This is a genomic window from Streptomyces sp. NPDC085524 (assembly GCF_044541755.1).
Classification (GTDB): domain Bacteria; phylum Actinomycetota; class Actinomycetes; order Streptomycetales; family Streptomycetaceae; genus Streptomyces.
Window position 1 is genome coordinate 231953 of the sequence record NZ_JBITTH010000008.1, and the last position, 22122, is coordinate 254074.

17 protein-coding genes are annotated in these 22122 nt (G+C 73.6%); 7 read left to right on the top strand and 10 right to left on the bottom strand.

Annotation, left to right across the window (positions count from 1 at the left end):
• Positions 1–62: 62 nt before the first annotated feature.
• From ACIGFK_RS15005 to ACIGFK_RS15015, 3 genes are all read left to right on the top strand, one after another.
• Positions 63–1898, top strand: coding sequence for an ABC transporter ATP-binding protein (locus ACIGFK_RS15005; RefSeq protein ID WP_376655013.1), 1836 nt, complete (start codon positions 63–65; stop codon positions 1896–1898).
• A 63-nt stretch (positions 1899–1961) separates the two neighbouring features.
• Positions 1962–2807 carry an endolytic transglycosylase MltG gene (mltG, locus tag ACIGFK_RS15010; RefSeq protein ID WP_400052022.1) on the top strand — a complete coding sequence of 282 codons (846 nt, stop codon included), beginning with the start codon at positions 1962–1964 and terminating at the stop codon, positions 2805–2807.
• A gap of 68 nt (positions 2808–2875) precedes the next feature.
• Entirely contained in the window at positions 2876–3841 is a 966-nt protein-coding gene (locus ACIGFK_RS15015) for a hypothetical protein (RefSeq protein ID WP_400052024.1), read from the top strand.
• Between the two features lie 16 nt (positions 3842–3857).
• Here the strand turns inward: ACIGFK_RS15015 and ACIGFK_RS15020 are convergent, their stop codons facing one another.
• The 5 genes from ACIGFK_RS15020 to ACIGFK_RS15040 form a co-directional block, all read right to left on the bottom strand.
• A complete protein-coding gene (locus ACIGFK_RS15020; protein ID WP_400052026.1) occupies positions 3858–4946 on the bottom strand; it encodes an FAD-dependent oxidoreductase in 1089 nt (362 codons plus the stop codon).
• Positions 4947–4998: 52 nt separating this feature from the next.
• Complete coding sequence (locus ACIGFK_RS15025; protein ID WP_376655095.1) at positions 4999–6333, bottom strand: cytochrome P450; 1335 nt, start codon at positions 6331–6333, stop codon at positions 4999–5001.
• A gap of 216 nt (positions 6334–6549) precedes the next feature.
• Positions 6550–7239 carry an HAD family hydrolase gene (locus tag ACIGFK_RS15030; protein WP_376655016.1) on the bottom strand — a complete coding sequence of 230 codons (690 nt, stop codon included), beginning with the start codon at positions 7237–7239 and terminating at the stop codon, positions 6550–6552.
• A 45-nt stretch (positions 7240–7284) separates the two neighbouring features.
• A complete protein-coding gene (locus tag ACIGFK_RS15035) occupies positions 7285–7764 on the bottom strand; it encodes an Lrp/AsnC family transcriptional regulator (RefSeq protein ID WP_400052028.1) in 480 nt (159 codons plus the stop codon).
• 36 nt (positions 7765–7800) lie between these two features.
• Complete coding sequence (locus ACIGFK_RS15040; RefSeq protein ID WP_376655018.1) at positions 7801–8568, bottom strand: YoaK family protein; 768 nt, start codon at positions 8566–8568, stop codon at positions 7801–7803.
• Positions 8569–8592: 24 nt separating this feature from the next.
• Between ACIGFK_RS15040 and ACIGFK_RS15045 the strand changes: the two genes are divergently transcribed.
• The 4 genes from ACIGFK_RS15045 (at position 8593) to ACIGFK_RS15060 (ending at position 12935) form a co-directional block, all read left to right on the top strand.
• Positions 8593–9186 carry a histidine phosphatase family protein gene (locus tag ACIGFK_RS15045; RefSeq protein WP_376655019.1) on the top strand — a complete coding sequence of 198 codons (594 nt, stop codon included), beginning with the start codon at positions 8593–8595 and terminating at the stop codon, positions 9184–9186.
• Between the two features lie 50 nt (positions 9187–9236).
• Positions 9237–10748, top strand: coding sequence for an APC family permease (locus ACIGFK_RS15050; RefSeq protein WP_400052031.1), 1512 nt, complete (start codon positions 9237–9239; stop codon positions 10746–10748).
• A gap of 13 nt (positions 10749–10761) precedes the next feature.
• Positions 10762–11178 (top strand): universal stress protein, encoded by a 417-nt coding sequence (locus ACIGFK_RS15055; RefSeq protein ID WP_376655021.1) that lies wholly within the window; start codon positions 10762–10764, stop codon positions 11176–11178.
• 131 nt (positions 11179–11309) lie between these two features.
• Positions 11310–12935, top strand: a complete 1626-nt coding sequence (locus tag ACIGFK_RS15060; protein ID WP_400052033.1) for a cytochrome bc complex cytochrome b subunit — start codon at positions 11310–11312, stop codon at positions 12933–12935.
• 1 nt (position 12936) lies between these two features.
• On the opposite strand, the gene ACIGFK_RS15065 is transcribed toward ACIGFK_RS15060, so the two are convergent.
• The 5 genes from ACIGFK_RS15065 to proB form a co-directional block, all read right to left on the bottom strand.
• Positions 12937–13332: a cytochrome c oxidase subunit 4 gene (locus tag ACIGFK_RS15065; protein ID WP_376655023.1), complete on the bottom strand. Its 396-nt coding sequence runs from the start codon at positions 13330–13332 to the stop codon at positions 12937–12939.
• Positions 13322–15004 (bottom strand): cytochrome c oxidase subunit I, encoded by a 1683-nt coding sequence (ctaD, locus tag ACIGFK_RS15070; protein WP_400052036.1) that lies wholly within the window; start codon positions 15002–15004, stop codon positions 13322–13324. The genes ACIGFK_RS15065 and ctaD overlap by 11 nt, the downstream gene beginning before the upstream one ends.
• Positions 15005–15131: 127 nt before the next feature.
• Positions 15132–19454, bottom strand: coding sequence for an amino acid adenylation domain-containing protein (locus ACIGFK_RS15075; protein ID WP_400052038.1), 4323 nt, complete (start codon positions 19452–19454; stop codon positions 15132–15134).
• Complete coding sequence (locus ACIGFK_RS15080) at positions 19451–21004, bottom strand: AMP-binding protein (protein WP_400052040.1); 1554 nt, start codon at positions 21002–21004, stop codon at positions 19451–19453. Before ACIGFK_RS15080 ends, ACIGFK_RS15075 begins: the two co-directional genes overlap by 4 nt.
• Positions 20994–22022, bottom strand: a complete 1029-nt coding sequence (gene proB / locus ACIGFK_RS15085) for a glutamate 5-kinase (RefSeq protein ID WP_376655096.1) — start codon at positions 22020–22022, stop codon at positions 20994–20996. The genes ACIGFK_RS15080 and proB overlap by 11 nt, the downstream gene beginning before the upstream one ends.
• Positions 22023–22122: the final 100 nt, after the last annotated feature.

Consider the following 22122-nt stretch of genomic DNA (forward strand, 5'->3'; position numbering starts at 1 on the left):
GTGAACATAGGTAACAATGACCTATGCTCCAATGAATACAGCCGACCCCCGGGAGGGTGCCCATGCCGCACGACGAACCCAAATGGATCCCGTCGAAGGATCCCCTCGACCCGAGCCGCCCCGCCCCGGCCGAACAGCCGCGGGAGCTGCGCCGCATCGTGGGGCTCTTCCGCCCCTACCGCGGCCGGCTCGCCGTCGTGGGGCTGCTCGTCGGCGCCTCCTCGCTGGTCGGGGTCGCCTCGCCGTTCATGCTGAAGGCGATCCTCGACGTCGCGATCCCGCAGGGCCGGACGGGGCTGCTCAGCCTGCTCGCCCTCGGCATGATCCTGACCGCCGTCGTCACGAGCGTCTTCGGCGTGCTCCAGACCCTGATATCCACCACGGTGGGCCAGCGGGTCATGCACGACCTGCGCACCGCCGTCTACGCGCAGCTCCAGCGGATGCCGCTGGCCTTCTTCACCCGGACGCGCACCGGCGAGGTGCAGTCCCGCATCGCCAACGACATCGGCGGCATGCAGGCGACCGTCACCTCCACCGCGACCTCGCTCGTCTCGAACCTGACGGCCGTCATAGCCACCGTGGTCGCCATGCTCGCCCTCGACTGGCGGCTCACCCTCGTCTCGCTGCTCCTGCTGCCCGTCTTCGTGTGGATCAGCCGGCGCGTCGGCCGCGAGCGCAAGAAGATCACCACGCAGCGGCAGCGGCAGATGGCCGCCATGGCGGCGACCGTCACCGAGTCCCTGTCGGTGAGCGGCATCCTGCTGGGCCGCACCATGGGCCGCTCCGAATCCCTGACGGCCGCCTTCGCCGAGGAGTCCGAGCGGCTCGTCGGCCTCGAGGTGCGCTCCAGCATGGCCGGGCGCTGGCGGATGTCCACCATCGGCATCGTCATGGCCGCGATGCCCGCACTCATCTACTGGGCCGCCGGCATCGCCCTCCAGACGGGCGCCCCCTCGCTCTCCGTCGGCACCCTGGTCGCCTTCGTCACCCTCCAGCAGGGCCTCTTCCGCCCCGCCGTGAGCCTGCTGTCGACCGGCGTGCAGATACAGACCTCGCTCGCCCTCTTCGCCCGCATCTTCGAGTACCTCGACCTGCCGGTGGACATCACCGAGCGCGAGGGGGCCGTGCGCATCGACCGGGCCAAGGGCGAGGTCACCCTGGAGGACGTGCACTTCGAGTACGACGCCAAGAGCGGCCCCACCCTCTCCGGCATCGACATCACCGTCCCGGCCGGCGGCTCCCTGGCCGTGGTCGGCCCGACCGGTTCCGGCAAGAGCACGCTCAGCTACCTGGTGCCCCGTCTCTACGACGTCACGGGCGGCCGGGTCGCCCTCGACGGGGTGGACGTGCGGGACCTCGACTTCGACTCGCTGGCCCGCTCCATCGGCGTGGTCTCGCAGGAGACCTACCTCTTCCACGCCTCGGTCGCGGACAACCTGCGCTTCGCCAAGCCGGACGCCACGGACGAGGAGATCGAGGAGGCGGCCCGCGCGGCCCAGATCCACGACCACATCGAGTCCCTGCCCGACGGCTACGAGACCCTGGTCGGCGAGCGCGGCTACCGGTTCTCCGGCGGCGAGAAGCAGCGCCTCGCCATCGCCCGCACCATCCTGCGGGACCCGCCGGTCCTGATCCTCGACGAGGCGACCAGCGCCCTGGACACCCGCACCGAGCACGCCGTCCAGCAGGCCATCGACAACCTGTCCGCGGGCCGCACCACCATCACCATCGCCCACCGGCTGTCCACCGTGCGCGACGCCGACCAGATCGTGGTCCTCGACAAGGGCCGGATCGCGGAGCGGGGCACGCACGAGGAGCTGCTCAAGGCGGACGGCCGGTACGCGGCCCTGGTCCGCCGGGACCGGGACGCCACCCATTTGGCCCCGGTCAACGTGTGATCGTATGACCGGCGCACCGGTGGGGTGCCGGGAATGTCACGCTTCGCCCGTTAGCGTTCCCGTATGCGTCATGAGCATCTGCCGCCTCAGCCCGGTTCCCGGCTCACCCGCCGGGGTCGGCTGGCGCTCTTCCTCACCGCACTCGTCACGATCGGCGCGGTGGTCCTGATCCCGGTCTTCCGGGGCGGACCGGCGCCGGAAGCCCCGCGGCGGCTGGTGATCCCCGAGGGTTGGCGGGCCCCCCAGGTGTACGCGGCGGTCGACCGCGAGCTGCGCCTTCCCGCGGGCTCGGCCAAGGCCGCGGTGGCCACGGCCGCCCTGCCCCTGCCTGCGGAGGCCAAGGGGAACCCGGAGGGGTACCTCTTCCCGGCGACCTATCCGGTGACCTCTAAGACGACCCCGGCCACGCTCCTCGCGCACATGGTGCGGACGGCGAACGAGAAGCTCGCCACCCGGGCCGTCGCGGACGGCGCCAAGGCCCATGGCATGACCCCGTACCAGACGGCCACCATGGCCAGCATCATCGAGGCCGAGGCCGACGGCCGCGCCGACATGGGCAAGGTCGCCCGCGTGGTGCACAACCGGCTGGCGAAGTCGATGCCGCTCCAGATGGACTCCACCATCAACTACGCGCTGAACCGCAGCACCGTCGACACCAAGCTGAGCGAGACCCGCATCAACAGCCCGTTCAACACGTACGAACGCCAGGGGCTGCCGCCCACCCCGATCGACAGCCCGGGCCTCGCGGCCATGGCGGCCGCGGTCGCCCCGACACCCGGCGACTGGCTGTTCTTCGTCACCGTGAAGCCGGGGGACACCCGCTTCTCCGCGACGTACGACGAACACAAGAAGCACGTGGCGGAGTTCAACCGCCTGCGCGCGAAGGCGGGTCCGGCCGCCGGGAAATGAGGGGCGGCGGGCTCGCCGCGGCTCTACGATCGGCGGCCTGCCGAGTACGTGGACCGAGGGGGCGAACCGTGAAATGGCCATGGAGAGCGAAGACGAGGGCTGAAGCAGACGGGCTCGCATCCGACGCGGACTCGATCGGGAAGCTCATCGAGGAGCGCATCGAGGCGGAGGCCAAGGCCGCCGCGGCCGCCGAACGGGCGGGACACCAGCGGATGGTCGAGCGGTGGGGCGAACGCGTGGTCGACTGGCAGGGCTGGCTGTCCCGTTCCCCGGTCGGGGTGGACCTGCTCCACTGGTGGTCCGACGAGGCCGAACTGACCGCCCTGGTCGGCGAGGAGCGGTACCTGGAACGGCTGGGGGAGCTGCTGTCGCGGGCCGAGGCGCGCGACGTCGCGGCGATGGGGCTCGGCTGCACCCGGCGCGTCGACCGGGCCTGCCGATTCGCCGGGGTCTGCAGCCAGGATCCCGCGCCGGGCGAGAAGCGCGCGAGCTACCGGCACGGGGAGGTCCCCGGCGCGTGCAGCAGCTTCATCGACTGCCATACGAAGCACCAGATCGACGTGACCTTCGCCGACGGCGACGAGCACCGGTCGGTGCTCTTCTTCCGCGACCATCCGGGCAAGGCCCTGCTCTGGGTGGACGGCGTGCGCGTGGGGGAGGGCCACTGGCTGGACAACGGCGGGTTCTGGGAGGACGACCGCTACTTCACCATCCGGATCGGGGGCCCGGAGGACCACCCCGAGCAGGGACTCGCGCCGATGGGCCACCAGCTCCACAACATCGTCTCGCTCCTGATCCACGACGCGGTACGGGGCACCACGCGCATCCTCGTTCCGGAGGCCGGAGAGAGCTGGACCGATCCCGTTCTGGACGTGGACGACGGCATGGGCCGGGTGTACCCGACCCGTGAGGACCGCGCGGCCGGCGCCACCCCGGACCGGGTCTTTCCCCTCGACGAACTCCTCGACGAACTCCTCGACGAACTCCTCGGCGAGCCGCTAGACGAGCCCCTCGACGAACCGGAAGCCGGCTGAGCGCGCGGCGGCCGGCTCAGCCCACGGGTGCGGCGACCGGCTCGCCGGCCCGCTCGCGGGCCAGCAGGCGGCGGATCTCGCGGACGGCGGCCCCGCCCGCGCGGTTGGCGCCGATGGTGGACGCCGAGGGGCCGTAGCCGACCAGGTGGACCCGCTCGTCGCGGACGGCACGCGTCCCCTCGACGCGGATGCCGCCGCCCGGCTCGCGCAGGCGCAGCGGCGCCAGGTGGTCGACGGCCGCACGGAACCCCGTGGCCCACAGGACGACGTCCGCGTCCACCCGGCTCCCGTCCGCCCAGACGGCGCCCGTGGCGGTGAGGCGCTCGAACATCGGGCGCCGCTCCAGCACCCCCGACGCCAGCCCGGCCCGGACGGCCTCGTTCAGCGGGAGTCCCGTCACGCTCACCACGCTCTGCGGCGGCAGGCCCTGGCGTACCCGCTCGTCCACCAGTGCCACCGCCGCCCGGCCCTCGGACTCGCCGAAGCCCCCGTCGCGGAAGACCGGGGGCCGCCGCGTCACCCAGGTGGTCTCCGCCGCCACCTCCGAGACCTCCAGCAGGTGCTGCACCGCGGAGGTGCCGCCGCCCACGACGATCACCCGCGCCCCCGCGAACTCCTGCGGGCCCGGGTAGTGCGCCGTGTGCAGCTGCCGGCCGCGGAAGTCCTCCTGGCCCGGGTAGCGCGGCCAGAACGGCCGGTCCCAGGTCCCGGTGGCGTTGATCAGGGCCCGGGCCGACCAGATGCCGTCCGAGGACTCCACCCGCAGCCGCCCGCCCTCGCCCTCGCGTACGGCCGAGACGTCCACGGGACGCCGTACGTGCAGGTCGAAGCGGTCCTCGTAGGCGGCGAAGTACTCCCCGATCACCTCCGACGACGGCCGCAGCGCGTCCGCGCCCGTCAGCTCCATGCCGGGCAGGGCGTGCATCCCGTGGACCTTGCCGTAGGTGAGCGAGGGCCAGCGGAACTGCCAGGCCCCGCCGGGCCGGGGAGCGTGGTCAAGGACCACGTGCCCGATCCCCGTCCGGGCCAGGTGGTAGGCACTGGAGAGGCCCGCCTGCCCGGCACCGATGACCACCACGTCCACGTCCCGCGAGATTTCGTTCACGGTTCTACCAACTCGCGGGGTCCGCGGGATCTTCCCGCGGCTGCCGGTCGGGTCAGGGCGCCACCAGCGTCGCCGTCACCGGTGTCTTCGGCTGGAGCGTGAGCCCCGGGAACACGGCGGCCCGCCCGGTGCCGCTGTCCAGGTGGAACCGCTGCGCCAGTACGGCCAGTACGAGGGCCGCCTCCACCAGTGCGAACCGGGCCCCCAGACAGGCCCGGGGGCCGCCGCCGAAGGGGAACCAGGCGTGCTCCGGGACCGGATGCGGGGCGTCCGCGTCCCACCGCTCGGGGCGGAAGGCCTCCGGGTCCGGGAACCAGCGCGGATCCCGGTGGACCGACCAGGGGCTGGTCCACACGGCGGTCCCCGCGGGCACCGGCCGGCCGCCGATGCTCGCGCCCTCCCTGGCCAGGGCCGAGATCAGCCAGATCGGCGGATAGATCCGCAGCGCCTCCTTGACCACCTGCTGCGTCCACGGCAGCCGCGCGTAGTCGTCGTAGCCGGGCAGGCGCCCGCCGAGCACCCGGTCCAGCTCCTCCGTCAGCCGGGCCCGCGCCCCGGGCGCCCCCGACAGCAGCTGCCAGGCCCAGGTCAGCGTCGTCGAGGTGGTCTCGTGGCCGCCGATGTACAGGGTGATCGACTCGTCCCGCAGCTCCTTGCGGGACAGGGGGCCGCCCTGCTCGTCACGGGCGGCCAGCAGCCGGCTCAGCAGGTCGTCCCGCTCCGCGCCCTCCCGCGAGGCCGCCTCGTGCTCCCGGATGACGTGCTCGATCTCCCGGTCGAGGACCGCCACCGCCCGCCGCATCCGCTGCCTGCCGGGCGTGCGGACCCAGGGCGGCAGGAACAGCGTCAGCCCCCGGAACTCGGCGCCCAGCTCGCGCTGCGCCGTGGCCATCGCCGCGCTGATCGGAGCCTCCCGGCCGGCGGAGTCGCTCCCGAACAGGGTGCGCACCGCGATCCGCTGGGTGAGCCCGGCCATCTCCCGGTGCACGTCGACGACGTCGCCCTCCTGCCAGCTCCCGGCCAGCGCGTCCGCGCACTCCACCATCGTGGCGGCGTACGAGCGCACTTGGCGCGGGCGCACGGCGGGCTGTACCAGGGCCCGCTTGCGCCGCCAGTCGTCCCCCCGGGCGACGACCACCCCGTTGCCCAGCAACTGGCGGAAGGCCCAGCCGAGTTCCGTCGGCTCGAAGGTGGACTCCACGGCGCCGAGCAGCTCACCGGCGTGCTCCGGACGGGAGACCAGCACGTTGCGCTGCGGGCCGAGGGACCAGGGGACCCAGTCCCCGTGCTCGTCGCGCAGGGACTCGAAGAAGGCCAGCGGATCGCGGGCGAAGGCCGGGAGGTTCCCCAGCAGGGGCCAGCCGCGCGGCCCGCCGCCGCTCCGCATGCCGTCGCTCCGGGCGCCGGGGTGCTGGGTGTCCGGGGACTGGGTCGAGGTCACGCGGGCATGGTGACAGCAGCTCCGGCAGAGCGCCAGAGTGCCGACCGTGCGGGTGACCGGGGCGGGCGGCCGGGTAGAGGCCGGGTGAGCGGCCGGGCGGGCCCGGGGCGCGCGCGGCCGGGCGGCCCGGGCCGGGGAGCCGGTGGGGGACCGGCCCGACGGTCAGGCTCCGGACCGGGCGGCCCGCAGTGCCGTCAGCCAGTCGTGTGCCGCGTCCGCGCTGAACTCGCCCTGCCCGCCCGGGAAGAGGAGGCCGGTGGCCGCGAAGGCAGGGTCGTCCGCGGTCTGCGCCACGTACGGAACCGCCACGCAGTGCATCCCGGCCGCGTGCGCGGCCCGCGCACCGGGCGCCGCGTCCTCGACGACCACGCAGTCGGCCGGCTGCGCACCCAGTCGCCGGGCCGCCTCCAGGAACACGTCCGGGGCGGGCTTGCCCTCGGCGACCTCCTCGGCGGAGACCGCGAGGCGCAGCACCGCGTCCAGGCCGGTTCCCGCCAGCACGGCGTCGATCGCCTCGCGCGAGGAACCGGAGGCCACCGCCATCGGCACGCCCTCGGAGTGCAGCCGCTCCACGAACGCGCGCATCTCCGGGAAGGTCTCGGTGCGGGTGCGGGCCAGTTCCAGGTAGGCGGCGTTCTGTTCGGCCAGCAGCTGCGCGACCGGCGCCTGGATCCCGTGGCGCGCCTTCAGGATCTCCAGCGTCTCCAGGGTGCCGATCCCGATGAAGCGGGAGTGCTCCTCCCACGTGAAGTCGGGGACCCCGTGCCGCTCCAGGGTGCGGCGCCCGGACTCGTAGTAGTTCGGCTCGCTGTCCACGAGGGTGCCGTCGAGATCGAATATGACGGAAATCATCCGCTGCGCCCGTCCTGCCGGTCATGTCCTGTCTAGACCATTCTGTCAGGTCTTGCGGGAAGTCCGTCCCATCGATTCGACCAGCGGCAGCAGCCGGTGCGGCACCCGCTCGCGCAGCGCCACCTCGGTCCGGGTGCGGACCACGCCCGGGAGCCGGATCAGCCGCTGGATCACGTCCTCCAGATGCTCGTTGTCCCGGGCCGTGACCCGGGTCAGCAGGTCCCCGCCGCCCGTGATCGAAAAAGCCTCGATGATCTCCGGAACGGCCGCGAGCGCGTCACCGACGTCGTCCAGGTGCCCCTGCGTGACCTCGATGTGCACGAAGGCCAGTACCGGGTGGCCCAATGCGGCGGGGGACAGCACCGGACCCGTCCCGGTGATCACCCCGGTGCGTTCCAGCCGGTCCAGGCGGGCCTGGAGGGTGCCGCGCGCGACACCGAGGATCCGGGCGTATTCACGGACACTGGTGCGCGGCTGCTCGATCAGCAGGCGCAGGATCCTCGTGTCGAGCTCGTCCACCGCCATGCCGTGACTGTACCAATGGCACACCATCGGCCCGGTTCAGCCGGACCGCCCGCGGCCGGGGAACTGTCCGGAGAGCAGCCGGGGCTGTCCGAGCTCGGCCGCCGCCGACGCCAGCACGAGCGCCGCGACCGGGAGCAGCAGCAGACCCACCGTCCATCCGGCCCGGACCAGCAGCGCCCCGGCCAGGCCGCCCGCGAACATCGCCAGGACCGACAGCCCGCGCAGCCGCCAGGCGGGGGTCCAGTACGCGAGGGCGCCTTCCTGGCCCATGGCCGGCCCCGCGAAGAAGGCGGTCATGGACCGGGTGATCAGCGTCGTCGGCACCCCCGCCAGGTGCGCCCGCATGATCGTCAGGTTGCGGACGCCCAGCGCGAACGCCAGGACGGCCGTGACGACCAGGTGCCGCGTGCTCGGCGCGCCGTAGCGCGGCTCCAGCCCCCAGCCGAGGCCCGCGGCAACCAGGACGAGCGCCGCCTCGACGGTGAGCCCGATGATGAACCAGCGCCGCCCCCGCGCCTCGGTCGCCGATTCCAGCCGCGCGCCGCAGATCACACCGAGGACGAAGGCCGCCAGCGAGACCGCAGCAGGCAGCGCCGGCAGATCGCCCGCCCGGACGGCTCCGAAGGCAAGGAACAGCACGTTGCCCGTCTGCATCGCGGTGAACACCGGCCCGAGCGCGAGCAGGCTCACCGCCTCCACCATCCCGGTCGCCAGCGTCAGCACGATCATCAGCGCGGGCAGCCGCCGCCCCTCGTTCATGAGGCCCGACAGTGACACGCCCGCCCCGCCCCGCCGTGCCGACATGCCGGAGGACATAGGGTCCCGAGAATGAGCGACCTGTTGCTGGTGAGGCACGGAGAGACGGCCTGGAGCGCCGACGGGCGGCACACCGGACTCACCGACGTTCCGCTGACCGCGCGCGGCGTGGAGGAGGCCATCTCGCTGGCCCCCTTCTTCCGGGACCGCCACCCGGCCCTGGTGCTGACCAGCCCGCTGCGCCGGGCCGTCGCCACGGCCGAGCTCGCAGGCCTCACCGGCGGCATCCCCGACCCCGACCTGCACGAGTGGGACTACGGCGGCTACGAGGGCGTCACCACGGCGGAGATCCGGCGGACCACCCCGGACTGGTCCCTGTGGACCCACGGCGTCCCGCCCGGCGACGCCGCGCACCCGGGGGAGAACGCCACCCAGGTGGGCGCCCGCGCGGACCGCGCGCTGGCCCGTGTCGCCCCCGTGCTGGCCGCGGACGAGGGCAACGTGGTGGTCGTCGCCCACGGGCACTTCCTGCGCGTGCTGACCGCCCGCTACCTGCGCCTGGACCCCGCCGACGGACGGCTGTTCCTGCTGCGCACCGGCACCGTCAGCATGCTCTCCACGGAACACGGCCTCCCGGTGGTCGCGGGCTGGAACACCCGGCCCTGACCGGCGGAACCCGCCTCGCGGGGCGCCGCCGCGTGCGTGACGATGCGTACATGGCCCAAGACGTGGAGAACGGTGGCGGTGCGGGGGACGGAGACCTCGAACCGGGGCTCAAGGCGAACGCGATCGGTTTCCTCGACGCCCTCGTCATCGGCCTGAACTCGACCTCGCCCGCCTACTCCCTGGCGGCGGTCCTCGGGCCGATCGTCGCCCTGGTCGGCATCTACGCGCCGGGCGTGATGCTGGCGTCCTTCGTGCCGATGCTGCTCATCGCCGCCGCCTTCTACTACCTCAACAGGGTCGACCAGGACTGCGGCACGACCTTCTCGTGGGTCACCCGGGCCATGGGCCCCTGGGCGGGCTGGTTCGGCGGCTGGGCCATCGCGATGACCGGCGTGCTCGTCATCGGGTCGCTGGCCGACGTGGCCGTCCGGTTCGGTCTGCTCACCGTCGGCCTGGACAGCTGGGCCTCCAACGAGGCCGTCCGGCAGGGGCTGGCCGTCGCCGTGATCCTGGTGATGACCCTCATCTGCGTCATCGGCACCGAGCTCTCCGCCCACCTGCAGGACATCCTCATCCTCGCCCAGGTCTTCTTCCTCCTGGTCTTCGCCGTCGTCGCCGTCTACCGGGTCTACGCGGACACCAGCACCCTCCACGCGATCGATCCGTCCATCGAATGGCTCAACCCCTTCGGCGCGGGCGGCGCAGCCCTCACCGCCGGGCTGCTGCTGGGCGTGTTCATCTACTGGGGGTGGGAGTCCGCGGTCAACCTCACCGAGGAGGTCGAGAACTCCGCCACCGCGCCCGGCCGGGCCGGCATCTGGTCGACCGTCATCCTGCTGGTGACCTACCTGTCCGTGGGCTTCGCCGTCGTCGCCTACGCCGGCACCGAGTTCCTCGCCGAGAACGCGGGCGAGGAGGAGGCCGTGTTCGCCGTGCTCGCCCACGAGGTCATGGGCGGCTGGGACTGGATGGTGCTCGCCGCCGTCTGCACCTCCGCGCTCGCCTCCACCCAGACCACGATCATCCCGGCCTCCCGCACCGCGCTGTCCATGGCCCGCCGGCACGCGCTGCCGCACCATCTCGCGCACATCCACCCGCGGTTCCGGACCCCGAGCGTCAGCACCTGGTGGGTGGCCGCCATCGCCATCGGCTGGTACCTGGTGGTCAACCAGATCAGCGAGAACGCCCTCCTGGACTCGCTGACCGCGCTCTCCCTGCTCATCGCCTTCTACTACGCGCTCACCGGAGTCGCGTGCGCCGTCTACTACCGCCGCCACCTCCTGGAGTCACCGGGCAACTTCCTGCTCATCGGCGCGGGCCCGCTGATCGGCGCCGGACTGCTGTTCTGGCTGCTCGTGGAGTCGGTGGGCGACATGTCGAACCCCGAGAACTCCGCCAGCGGGGCCTCCTGGTTCGGCCTCGGGCCGCCCCTGGTCATCGGGATCGGCATCGCCGTCGTCGGCGTCCTCGTCATGTGCTGGTGGCGGATCCACGACGGCAGGTTCTGGCAGGAGCGCCGGGGCGTGGTGGACCCGGCCCTCGTCCGCGGCCGGAAGAACTGAGGAGGAGGCCCCCATGTCCGTCGTCCTGGGGTACGACGAGTCGCCCGGCGCGGAGCGCGCCCTGCGCGTGGCGCTCGAGGTGGCCGCCGCCTTCGGAGAGCCCCTCGTCCTCGTCTACGGGGCGGCCGCCCCCGGCGCTGCGGGCGAGGAGTACCGGGCCCATCTGGAGGCCCTGCGCCAGGCGGGCCGCAGCGCTCTCGCGCACGCCGTCGAGGCCGCCGACGAGGCCGGGGTCCCCTCGTCCGTCGAGGTGGTCGACGAAAAGCCGGCCCAGGCCCTGCTCGACGCCGCCGAGCGCCACGCGGCGCGCGTCATCATCGTCGGCACCTGGGGCGACAGCCCGATCCGTGGCGCGCTCCTCGGCTCCACCCCGCACAAGCTCCTGCACCTGTCCCCGGTGCCGGTGCTGTGCGTGCCCACCGAGAACTGAGCCCCGGCGGGACGCCGGGCGGCCGCCCCGTGTCTGAATTGATGACAGAGAGCGGGTTTCGGTAGTTTTGCATGCATTCCGGGCGACCCGACTGACCCAGCAGCGGGAGCCCGGGCGGGAGGTGCGTGCCGGTGCTCGGTTCGACGCGGAAGGCGCGGCGCGCGGCGGCGCGCGGGGTCGAGGGGCTGGACGCGCGGCTGCCGCTCTCGGAACTGGCCCGGACCGGGGTGCGCAAGGTGTTCCCCGACCACTGGTCGTTCCTGCTCGGCGAACTGGCCCTGTACAGCTTCGTGGTCCTGCTGCTGACCGGCGTGTTCCTCACCTTCTTCTTCGACCCGTCGATGCAGGAGTCGGTCTACCGGGGCCCCTACCGTCCGCTGCAGGGCGTGCCCATGTCGCAGGCCTACCTGTCCACCCTGCGGATCAGCTTCGAGGTCCGGGGCGGACTGCTGATCCGTCAGATCCACCACTGGGCCGCCCTGCTCTTCGTGGCCGCGATCGGGGTGCACATGCTCCGGGTGTTCCTCACCGGGGCGTTCCGGCGCCCGCGCGAGCTCAACTGGACGATCGGCGTGACGCTGTTCCTGCTGGCGCTGCTGGAAGGGTTCGCCGGCTACTCGCTCCCCGACGACCTGCTGTCGGGCACCGGGCTGCGGATCGCCCAGGGGATCATGCTGTCGGTCCCGGTCGTCGGGACGTACCTGAGCTTCTTCGCCTTCGGCGGCCAGTACCCCGGCGAGGACATCGTGCCCCGCCTCTACCCCGTGCACATCCTGCTGGTCCCCGGCCTGCTCACGGGCCTGATCACCGTGCACCTCCTGCTCGTCGTCACGCTGAAGCACACCCACTGGCCGGGCCCGGGCAGGACCGGCCGCAACGTCGTCGGCCTGCCCTTCTTCCCCCAGTACACGGCCAAGTCCGCAGGGCTGTTCTTCGCGCTCTCCGGGGTGCTCGCGGCCCTCGGCGCCGTCGCGCAGATCAACCCCATCTGGACCTACGGCCCCTACCGGGCGGACGTGGTCTCCATCGGCTCCCAGCCCGACTGGTACGTCGGATTCCTGGAAGGGGCCCTACGGCTGATGCCCGGCCTGGAAACCCGGCTGTGGGGTCACACGATCGCGTGGAACCCGCTGGTGACGGCCATCCTGCTGCCCGGCCTGCTCTTCACCGTCCTGTACGCCTACCCGTACGTCGAGCGCTGGATCACCGGCCCGACGGGCGAGCGGCACCTCTGCGACCGTCCGCGCGACCGGCCCGTGCGCACGGGCCTCGGCGCGGCGGCCGTCTCCTGCTACGCCGTCCTGCTGCTCGCCGGGGCCCAGGACATCCTGGCGTTCGTCTTCGACGTACCGCTGCCCGGTCTGACCCGGGCGCTGCGCATCGCCCTCTTCCTCGTACCGGTGGCCGTCTTCTGGCTGACCAGGCGGCTGTGCCTGGCCCTCCAGTGGCGAGAGCAGCGGCTGCTGACGGACGGTGAGGAGTCCGGCCTCGTACTCCAGAGCGCCGAAGGCGGCTTCGAGCCGCAGCACCGCGCCCTCACACCCACCGAGCGGTACGCCGTGCTCGCAAGGGAGCGGCCCCTGCCGCCGGCGCCCGCCGTCCGCGGCCGTCCGCGTCGGCGCGACCGGCTCCGGTCGGCCCTCGCCGCCTGGTACTACCAGGACCGGGTCCGCTACCCGGCGACCGCGAAGCAGCGCCGCCGGGCCGCCGGGACCATCGCGGGCCCGGACCGGGACCGCCGCTCCGAGGACCGCTGACCTACGAGGGCTCCGGGTGGCCGAGGTTCTGGAAGGCGAAGCCCACGACCCCCGGCAGCAGCACGCCGAACCCGATCAGGCACAGCCACAGGCCCTGGACCACGCCCAGCCCGATCAGCGCGCTGCCCGCGGCCGCCAGGACCGGGAAGTAGCTGCGCGCGGGGAAGTAGAGCCGGCGGCCGCCCGCCTCGCTCACCTCGGCCTCCCCGCGGTCCTCCGGCCGCTCCCCGCCCCGCCGGTACTGGCGCCAGAGGAAGGCGGAGACCAGGCCCGCCATGACGAAGGAGACGCAGAGCGCCGCGGTCCCCGCGGGCTCCCGGGACAGCCAGCCGTAGACGACGGCGGTGACCCCGAAGAACAGGGCCGTACCGGTGAAGAGCCAGGCCTCACCCTTCACGGGACACCTCCGGGTGGTGCAGGTCGAAGGCCGGGGACTCCGAGCGGATCCGCGGCAGGGAGCGGAAGTTGTGCCGGGGCGGCGGACAGCTCGTCGCCCACTCCAGCGAGCGGCCCCACCCCCAGGGGTCGTCCACGGTGACCCGGGCCCCGTGGCGGGAGGTCCGCCAGACGTTGTAGAGGAAGGGCAGCGTCGAGAGGCCGAGGAGGAACGAGCCGATGGTGGAGACGGTGTTGAGCAGCGTGAAACCGTCGCCCGCCAGGTAGTTCGCGTACCGGCGCGGCATGCCGGCCTCACCCAGCCAGTGCTGCACCAGGAACGTGGTCTGGAAGCCCGCGAAGAGGGTCCAGAAGTGGACCTTGCCGAGCCGCTCGTCCAGCATCCGCCCGGTGATCTTGGGCCACCAGAAGTAGAAGCCTCCGAAGGTGGCGAAGACGATGGTGCCGAAGAGGACGTAGTGGAGGTGGGCCACGACGAAATAGCTGTCCGTCAGGTGGAAGTCGAGCGGCGGTGACGCCACCAGCACCCCCGTCAGACCTCCCAGGAGGAAGGTGACGAGGAAGCCGATGCACCACAGCATCGGCGTCTCGAAGGAGAGCGACCCCTTCCACATCGTCCCGATCCAGTTGAAGAACTTCACGCCCGTGGGCACGGCGATCAGGAACGACAGCAGTGAGAAGAAGGGCAGCAGCACGGCCCCCGTCGCGAACATGTGGTGCGCCCACACCGTCGCGGACAGGCCGGTGATCGCGATCGTGGCCCCGATCAGGGACACGTAGCCGAACATGGGCTTGCGGCTGAAGACCGGCAGGATCTCGCTCACCACGCCGAAGAACGGCAGGGCCACGATGTAGACCTCCGGGTGCCCGAAGAACCAGAACAGGTGCTGCCACAGCAGCGCGCCCCCGTTCGCCGGGTCGAAGACGTGCGCGCCGAACTTCCGGTCCGCTTCCAGGACCAGGAGGGTGGCGGTGAGCACCGGAAACGCCAGCAGCGCCAGGACCGAGGTGAAGAGCACGTTCCACGTGAAGATCGGCATGCGGAACAAGGTCATGCCCGGGGCGCGCAGGCAGACGATCGTGGTGATGAAGTTGACCGCTCCCAGGATCGTGCTCAGCCCGGACACCGCCAGCCCCATGGCCCACAGATCGGCGCCCGTCCCGGGGGAGTAGGGCATGCCGTTCAGGGGCGCGTACGCGAACCACCCGAAGTCCGCTGCCCCGTGGGCGGTCAGGAATCCGGACACGACGAGGAGGCCGCCGAACAGGTACACCCAGTACGTGAAGGCGTTCAGACGGGGGAAGGCCACGTCGGGCGCCCCGATCTGCAACGGCATGATCGCGTTGGCGAAACCGGTGAAGGTCGGCGTCGCGAACAGCAGCATCATGATCGTGGCGTGGATGGTGAACGCCTCGTTGTACTGCTGGTTCGAGAGCAGCTGCAGCCCGGGGCGGGCGAGTTCGGCCCGCATGGCCAGGGCCAGCAGGCCGGCGAAGAGGAAGAAGCCGAAGGCCGTCACCAGGTAGAGGTTGCCGATCACCTTGTGATCGGTGGTCGACAGCCACCTCAGGACGGCAGACCCCTGGCCGGCCCGCCGTTCGGTCCGCAGCTCCTCGGCCCGGTCGGGACCGCCGGGCGGTGCCGCTTCCGTCGACGGGTCCACCGACGTCATCCGTCCTCCAGAGAGCCTCGCCGCCGCGTCTGCACCCCCTTCCCCTACAGGCTCCGGTTCCCCGCGGACCGGCGGCGCGCCGCGAACCGGGCCGCCTACCCCCGGGTGCCATGTCCGCGGCTTCCCCCTACTGGCGAACGGTTCCCCGGGCCGGGGGCGGGAAGAAGCCCGACTCCGTGAAGCGGGCCACCGTCGCGGCGAACCCCTCGGCGCTCGGCGGGGCCGGCACATGGCCGGGCAGCAGGGCCCGGGTCGGGGAGACCTCGTAGCGCAGGGCGGTCTCGCCGGCGCCGTCGCGGACGGTGGCGAGCAGGGCCAGCCCCGTGGGGAGCCCGCGGTCCTCGATGCGTGCGGCCCAGGCGGCGGCGGTGGTGCCGGTGATGTCGTGGCCCAGCCCGCGCAGCCAGCCCACGGCCGTGTCCAGCCGCAGCCGGTGGTCGGCGGCGATGTGGAAGGTGCGGCCGACGGTGTCCGGGCGGCGGGTGAGGGCGACCACGACGGCCCGGACGTGGTCGACCGGGACCAGGTCGAAGGCGAGCTCCCCGCCGGGGCCCTCGGTGGGGGCGAGGCCCGCCTCGGCACAGGCCTTGAGCAGCAGCCAGAAGTAGTCGGCGGGCTGGCAGATGCCGGTCGCCGTGTCCGCCGCGATCCGGGTCGGGCGGTGGACGGTGACCGGCAGGCCGCGACCGGCGGCCTGCGCCACCAGTTTCTCGGCCGCCCACTTGCTCTGCGCGTAGCCGTGCCGGAGCAGCCCGGGGCCGGGCAGCGGGTCGTCCGGGTGGACGACCGGACCCGAACCGGGCTCCGGGGCCAGGACGCCGACGGTGGAGATGTGGTGCAGGGGAACCGTCCGGTGCCGTGCGGCGAGACGGAGCAGCTCGGCGGTGCCGTCGACGTTCGCGGCCTTCAACCGGGCGTAGGAATGGGCGAGGTTGACGGAGGCGCCGCAGTGGTAGACCGCGTCGGCGGTACGGGCCAGCTCGTCGAAGAGCTCCGGTTCCAGGCCCAGGCCCGGTGCGGCCAGATCGGCCGGGACCGCGTGCACGCGGCCGGCGAAGGCGGGCCGCCACAGCCGGTGGGCGGTCAGCGAGCCGAGGACCCGGGCGCGGGCCGATTCCGGGTCGGCGGCGCGGACCAGGCAGTGCACCCGGGCCGCGGTCCGGGTGAGGAGTTCGTACAGGAGGTGGGAGCCGAGGAACCCGGTGGCTCCGGTGAGCAGCAGCAGCCGGGGGTCGGCGGTCCAGGCCTCGACGGTGCCGGCGGGCCGGATGTCGGCGGGCAGTACCGCATCGGCGGACAGGCCGGGGGCCTCCCCGTCGGGCGCGCCCGCTCCGTCCAGCCGGGCCGCGAGGGCCCCCGGCGTGGGCGAGCCGAAGACGGTGTGGGCGGGGAGGGCCTCGCCGGTCGCGGCACGCAGCGCGAGGACGAGGCGGACGGCCAGCAGGGAGTCGCCGCCGGTCTCGAAGAAGTTCTCGTCCGGCCCCGCGGGCGGCCGGCCGAGCACCTCCTGCCAGGCGCGGGCGACGATGCGCCCGGCGGCGGAGGCCGGGGGCGCGGCGGGGGCGGCCGGCGCAGCGGGCGGCAGGGTGCGGTCCAGCGCCAGCCGGTCGAGCTTGCCGGTCGCGGTACGCGGGAACGCGGTGTGGGCCAGGACCCGCGAGGGCACGCAGTACCCGGGCAGCACTTCGGCCAGCGCGGTACGGACCTCGCGCGGACCGGGGCCGGACGCGCCGGGGCCGGGTACGAAGTGGGCGTGGAGCCGGGGCCCGGCGGGCCCGGGGACCACGGTGACCGCGGCCTGTGCGATACCGGGCAGCGCGCGCAGCGCGGATTCCACCTCGCCGGGCTCCACCCGGTGGCCGCGGATCTTGACCTGGTCGTCGTCGCGCCCGAGGAACTCGATGAGGCCGTCCCGGCCGAACCGGCCCAGGTCGCCGGTCCGGTACCGCAGCCCGCCCCGCACGCGGGGGTCCGGGCGGAAGCGGAGCCCGGTCTGCTCCGGGTTCCCCGGATAGCCGAGTGCCACCGGGGTGCCGCCGACCCAGATCTCGCCCGGCGCACCCTGCGGCACGGGCCGCCCGGCCCGGTCCAGGATCTCGACGCGGGCGTTCTGCACGGGGCGGCCGACGGGCGGCCGGGCGGGCCAGTCCGCGGGGTCGCCGGTCAGCCGGTGCGCGGTGACCACATGGGTCTCCGAGGGGCCGTACTGGTTGTCCAGCGACGCCCCCGTTCCGGCGAAGAAGGCGCGGACGGCGGGGGTGACGTGGAGCTGCTCGCCGGAGGTGATCACCTCGGCGACGGGACAGCCCAGGCCGGCCGCCGCCGCGTGGTCGGCGAGCTGCTGGAGGGCCACGAACGGCAGGAAGAGCCGGTCGACGCGCTGTCCGGCGGCGAGGGCGAGGAGCCTGGCCGGGTCCCTGCGCACGTCGTCCCCGGCCAGCACCAGGGTGCCGCCGGCGGCCCAGGTGGCGAAGAGCTCCTGGAAGAAGACGTCGAAGCCCATGGGGGCGAACTGGAGGGTGCGGGGCGCCGGAGCGGAACGGCGGCGCTGCCAGTCCGTCAGATTGGCGAGGCTCCGGTGCGGCATGGCGACGCCCTTGGGGGCACCGGTGGACCCGGAGGTGTAGACGGCGTAGGCCGGATCGTCCGGGCCGGCCGGGGCCGGGGACGCCGCGGCCGGCCCGGGGGCGGGCTCCGGTTCGTCCAGGTGGAGCACCCGCAGATCCGCGGCGGCCGGATGCGGCCCCGTCGTGTCCGTGCGGGTGAGCAGGATCGAGGCGCCGCTGTCCGCGAGCAGCAGGGCGGTGCGCCCGGCCGGCAGCGCGGGGTCGAGCGGAACGCAGCAGGCACCGCTCTTGAGCACCGCGAGTACCGCCGCCGGGACGTCGGCGCCGCGGTCCAGGCGGACGGCGACGCGCCGGCCGGGGCCCGCGCCGAGGGCGGTGAGCCGTCGGGCGAGCCGGTCGGCGGCGGCGTCCAGCGCCGCGTACCCGATCTCGAGGGAGCCGTCGACGACGGCCGGCCGGTCCGGGGTGAGCCGCGCCTGGCGGCGGAACGCCTCATGGGCCGGAGGCGGTACGGCCGAGGTCGTGGGCCCCTCGGTGAACTCCCCGGCGACCCGGGCGTACTCGGCGCCGGACAGCATCGGCAGCTCGCCGATCGCCGTGTCCGGCCGGTCCAGCGCACCGTCGAGCAGGGTGGTGAACCACTCGGCGACGCGCTGCGCGTGCGGAGCGTCGTACAGGGCGCCGGCGTAGGTCAGCAGGCCCAGGTAGCCGCCTTCCTCCGGCACCAGGTGGAAGAAGAGGTCGAACTTGGCGGTGCCGTGGTCGACCCGGACCTGCCGGGCCGTGATCCCGGGGAGGTCGAGGCCGGGCGCGGCGGCGTCGTCGACGGTCAGGACCACCTGGAAGAACGGGAACCGGGCCGGGCTGCGGTCGCCGTCCAGGGCCTTCACGAGGTGCCCGAAGGGGATGTCGCGATGGGCGACCGCGTCCCACACGGTGTCCGCGGTGGACTTCAGGAGCTCGGTGAAGGTGCGGCCGGGGTCCGCGGTCTGACGCAGCGGCAGGACGTCGGTGAGGCAGGCGAGGAGCGGTTCGAGCTCCGGTTCGTCACGGCGGGAGACCGGGGTGCCGATGACCACGTCGTCCTGGTCGGCGGAGCGGGCCACCAGCGCGGTGAGCGCGGCGGCCAGGACGCAGAAGGTGCTGGTGCGGTGGCGGCGGGCCAGTTCCCGGATCCGGCGGCCGGTGCCGGCCCCGATGCGGAAGCGGACCTGCCCGCCGCGGTGGTCGGGCACGTCCGGGCGGGTGCGCACCGAGGGCACGGTGGACTGCGCGGGCGCACCGGCCAGGACCCGTCCCCAATGGGCGAGCAGTTCCCCGTGATGGGCGGCGGGCCGGGAGCGCTGCTCCCGCGCGTAGTCGGCGAAGGTCTTCTCCAGCGGCGGCAGCTCGGCGGGCCGCCCCGCCAGCGCCGCCCGGTAGCGGGCGCTGAACTCCAGGTCCAGCAGGCGGAAGCACCAGCCGTCGACCAGGGCGTGGTGCAGGGCGACGGCCAGGACGGCGTCCTGCGGGCCCATGTGGAGCAGGGTGGCCCTGAGCAGCGGCGGCCGGGTCAGGTCGAGGGATCCGCCGACCGCCTCGCGCAGCGCCCGGTCCAGCTCGCCGGGCAACACGGTGCGCTCGTCCACGGTCACGGGGCGGGGCGCCTCGGCGTACTGCACGGCCCGGCCCTCCTCGAGGGCGAGACGCGAGCGGAGGGTGGCGTGCCGCTCCACGATCCCCGTGAGTGCGGCCTCGACGGCCCGCTCGTCGAGGGGGCCGCGGAGCCGGTGGTTCCAGGATTCGACGTAGCGCGAGGCCCCGTCGTGGAGCTGGTCGTTGAGCCAGATCGACTCCTGCTCGTACGTCATGGGGTACGAGGCGGACGAGGAGGCGGTGGTCATGACGGGCTCCGTGCGGCGGTGAGGGTGGACAGCAGGGCTGCGGGATCGACCTTGCCGTTGGCGGTGACGGGCAGGTAGGGGACCCGGTAGACGGCGGCGGGGACGCTGTAGCGGGGCAGCCGGTCGGCGAGGGAGCGCCGGATGACGGCGGCGGTCAGATCGCTGGACCACGAGGTGTAGAAGAGCGCCAGGTGGTCGGGGGCCGCGCCGGCGGCGCCCGGGCCGGTCTCCCGGGCGGGGACCGGCAGCACGTGGCAGTGCCGGATGCCGGGGACGGTCCGGGCCACGGACTCGATCCCGGCGGGCTCCAGACGATGCCCGGCGATCTTGACCTGGCGGTCGGCGCGGCCGAGGAAGTGGAGCACGCCGTGCCGGTCGAACTCGCCCCGGTCGCCGGTGCGGTAGGCGCGCTGCGGCCGCCCCTCCAGGGTGAGCGTGGTGAACGCGGCCCGGGTGGCGGCCGGGTCGGCCAGGTATCCGTGGGCCAGGCCCTCGCCCGTCACCCAGATCTCGCCGTTCACCAGGTGCACGTCCGTGCCGGGCACGGGTGTGCCGATCGGGATGCCGTTCGGCAGGTCGCAGTCCCCGGGGCGGATGGTGCGGGTGGTGGCGAAGACACAGCTCTCCACCGGGCCGTAGCCGTTGACCAGGGTGATGCCGGGGTGCCGGGCCAGGAAGGACCGCACGTGCGGCGGGGAGAGCGTCTCGCCGCCGGTCAGGACGGTGCGCAGTCCGCTGAAGGCCTCGATGTCCTCGTCCACGAACAGGTTGAAGACCGCCGAGGTGAGCCAGAGGGTGTCCACCCCGCTCTCCTCGCGCAGTCGGCGCAGGTCGTCGGGGAGCAGCTGATCGGGGGCGGCGAGGGCGCAGGTGCCCCCGGTGGTGAGGGGGCCCCACACCTCCAGGGAGAAGGCGTCCCAGGACCCGGGCGCCGCCTGAGCCATGGTCCGGCCGGGGCCCAGCCCGGCGAGGGGCCGGTCGGCGAAGAGCCGGGTGGTGGCGGCGTGCGGGGAGAGCACGGCCTTGGGCGGGCCGCTGGTGCCGGAGGTGAAGAAGACCGCCGCGGTGGAGGAGTCGTCGACCTCGAGGCCGACGGCCCGGCCCCGGTGGGCGGCGGCTTCCTCCAGGGTCCCGGCCGGCGGGGTCCAGACCCGCGTGCGGCGGCCCGCGGCCGGCCCCTCGTCGGACTGCGGGCCGGACGCGACCATGACGGGGGACCCGAGCCGGCTGACGGTCTCGCGGCGCCGGAAGGACGGCTGGGCGGGGTCGAGGACGGCGTACCCGGCACCGCACTTGAGGACCGCGAGCAGTACCGCGATCAGCCGGGCCCCGCGGGGCAGGCCGACGGGAACCAGGTGGCCGGGCCGGACACCGAGCTCCTGGAGCTCGGCGGCGTAGGCGTCGGCGGCGTGGTCGAGGGTCCGGTACGGGATCCGGGCGGAGCCCTCGACGAGGGCCGTGGCCCCGGGACGCAGACGGGCCTGCCGGGTGACGGCGGCGTGGACGAGCCGGCTGCCGGGACCCGAGGCGGCCGCGTTTTCACGCGGCATTGCGTATCTCCGTGCCGGGCGCGAGGAATTCCCTCAGGGAAGCGCTTTCGAAAGCGTCCTGGGGGGCGAAGGGAATTCCCGTCAGGGTGCGCAGGCGGGCGCAGATGCGCATGGCCTGGAGCGAAGTTCCGCCGATATCGTGGAATTGCATGTCGGGGGTGATTTCCGGCCGCCCGGTCACCTCCCGGACCACGTCCATGAGCCCGTCGAGGACGTCGGAGCCCTCCGGCCCGCGCGCGTGGAAGAGGGTGCCGCACGGACGCCCGGCCAGTGCCTCGGCCGCCCGCGAGGCGGAGGTCAGCAGGACCGTGATCCCCGCCTCGGTGGCGCTCTCGGCGGCGGCGAGCTTGCTCGCCATGCCCCCGGTGCCGAGACCCGACCCGGGCGAGGAGAGGTCCAGCCCGTCGAGTTCGGCGCCGGAGCGCACCTCGGGGATGAGCCGGCTGCCGGGCAGCCGCGGATCGGCGTCGTACACCCCGTCCACGTCGGAGAGCAGCACCAGCCGGTCGGCCCGGACCAGCCCGGCGACCAGGCCGGCGAGCCGGTCGTTGTCCCCGAAGCGGATCTCGTCCGTGGCCACGGTGTCGTTCTCGTTGACCACCGGCAGCACCCCCATCGCCAGCAGGGCGTCCAGCGTGCGGCGGGCATTGCCGAACTGCCCGTCGCGGGTGACGTCGTCGTTCGTGAGAAGCACCTGGCCGACACGGATCCCGTAGCGGGCGAAGGAGGCGGTGTAACGGGCGATCAGCAGGCCCTGCCCCACGCTGGCGGCGGCCTGCTGGTGGGCGAGGTCGGCGGGCCGGGCGGTGAGGCCCAGCGGAGCCAGGCCCGCGGCGATGGCCCCCGAGGACACCAGCACCAGCTGCCCGCCCCGGCCCCGGGCAGCGGCCAGCGCGTCGACCAGAGCGTCCAGCCGTTCGGCGTCCAGGCCCCCGGCCGCGCTCGTCAGGGAGGAGGAACCCACCTTCACCACGGTGCGGACACCACCTGCCCGCTCCGGTGTCCCCGGTTCCCGCATCCGTACGGCTGTCTGCACGACAGATCCCCCTCAAGAGCTTTTTCTTCCAGTGGAGTCGGCCTGAACAGGCCCGGCCGTTTCTTTCTACCAGCGCACCGCA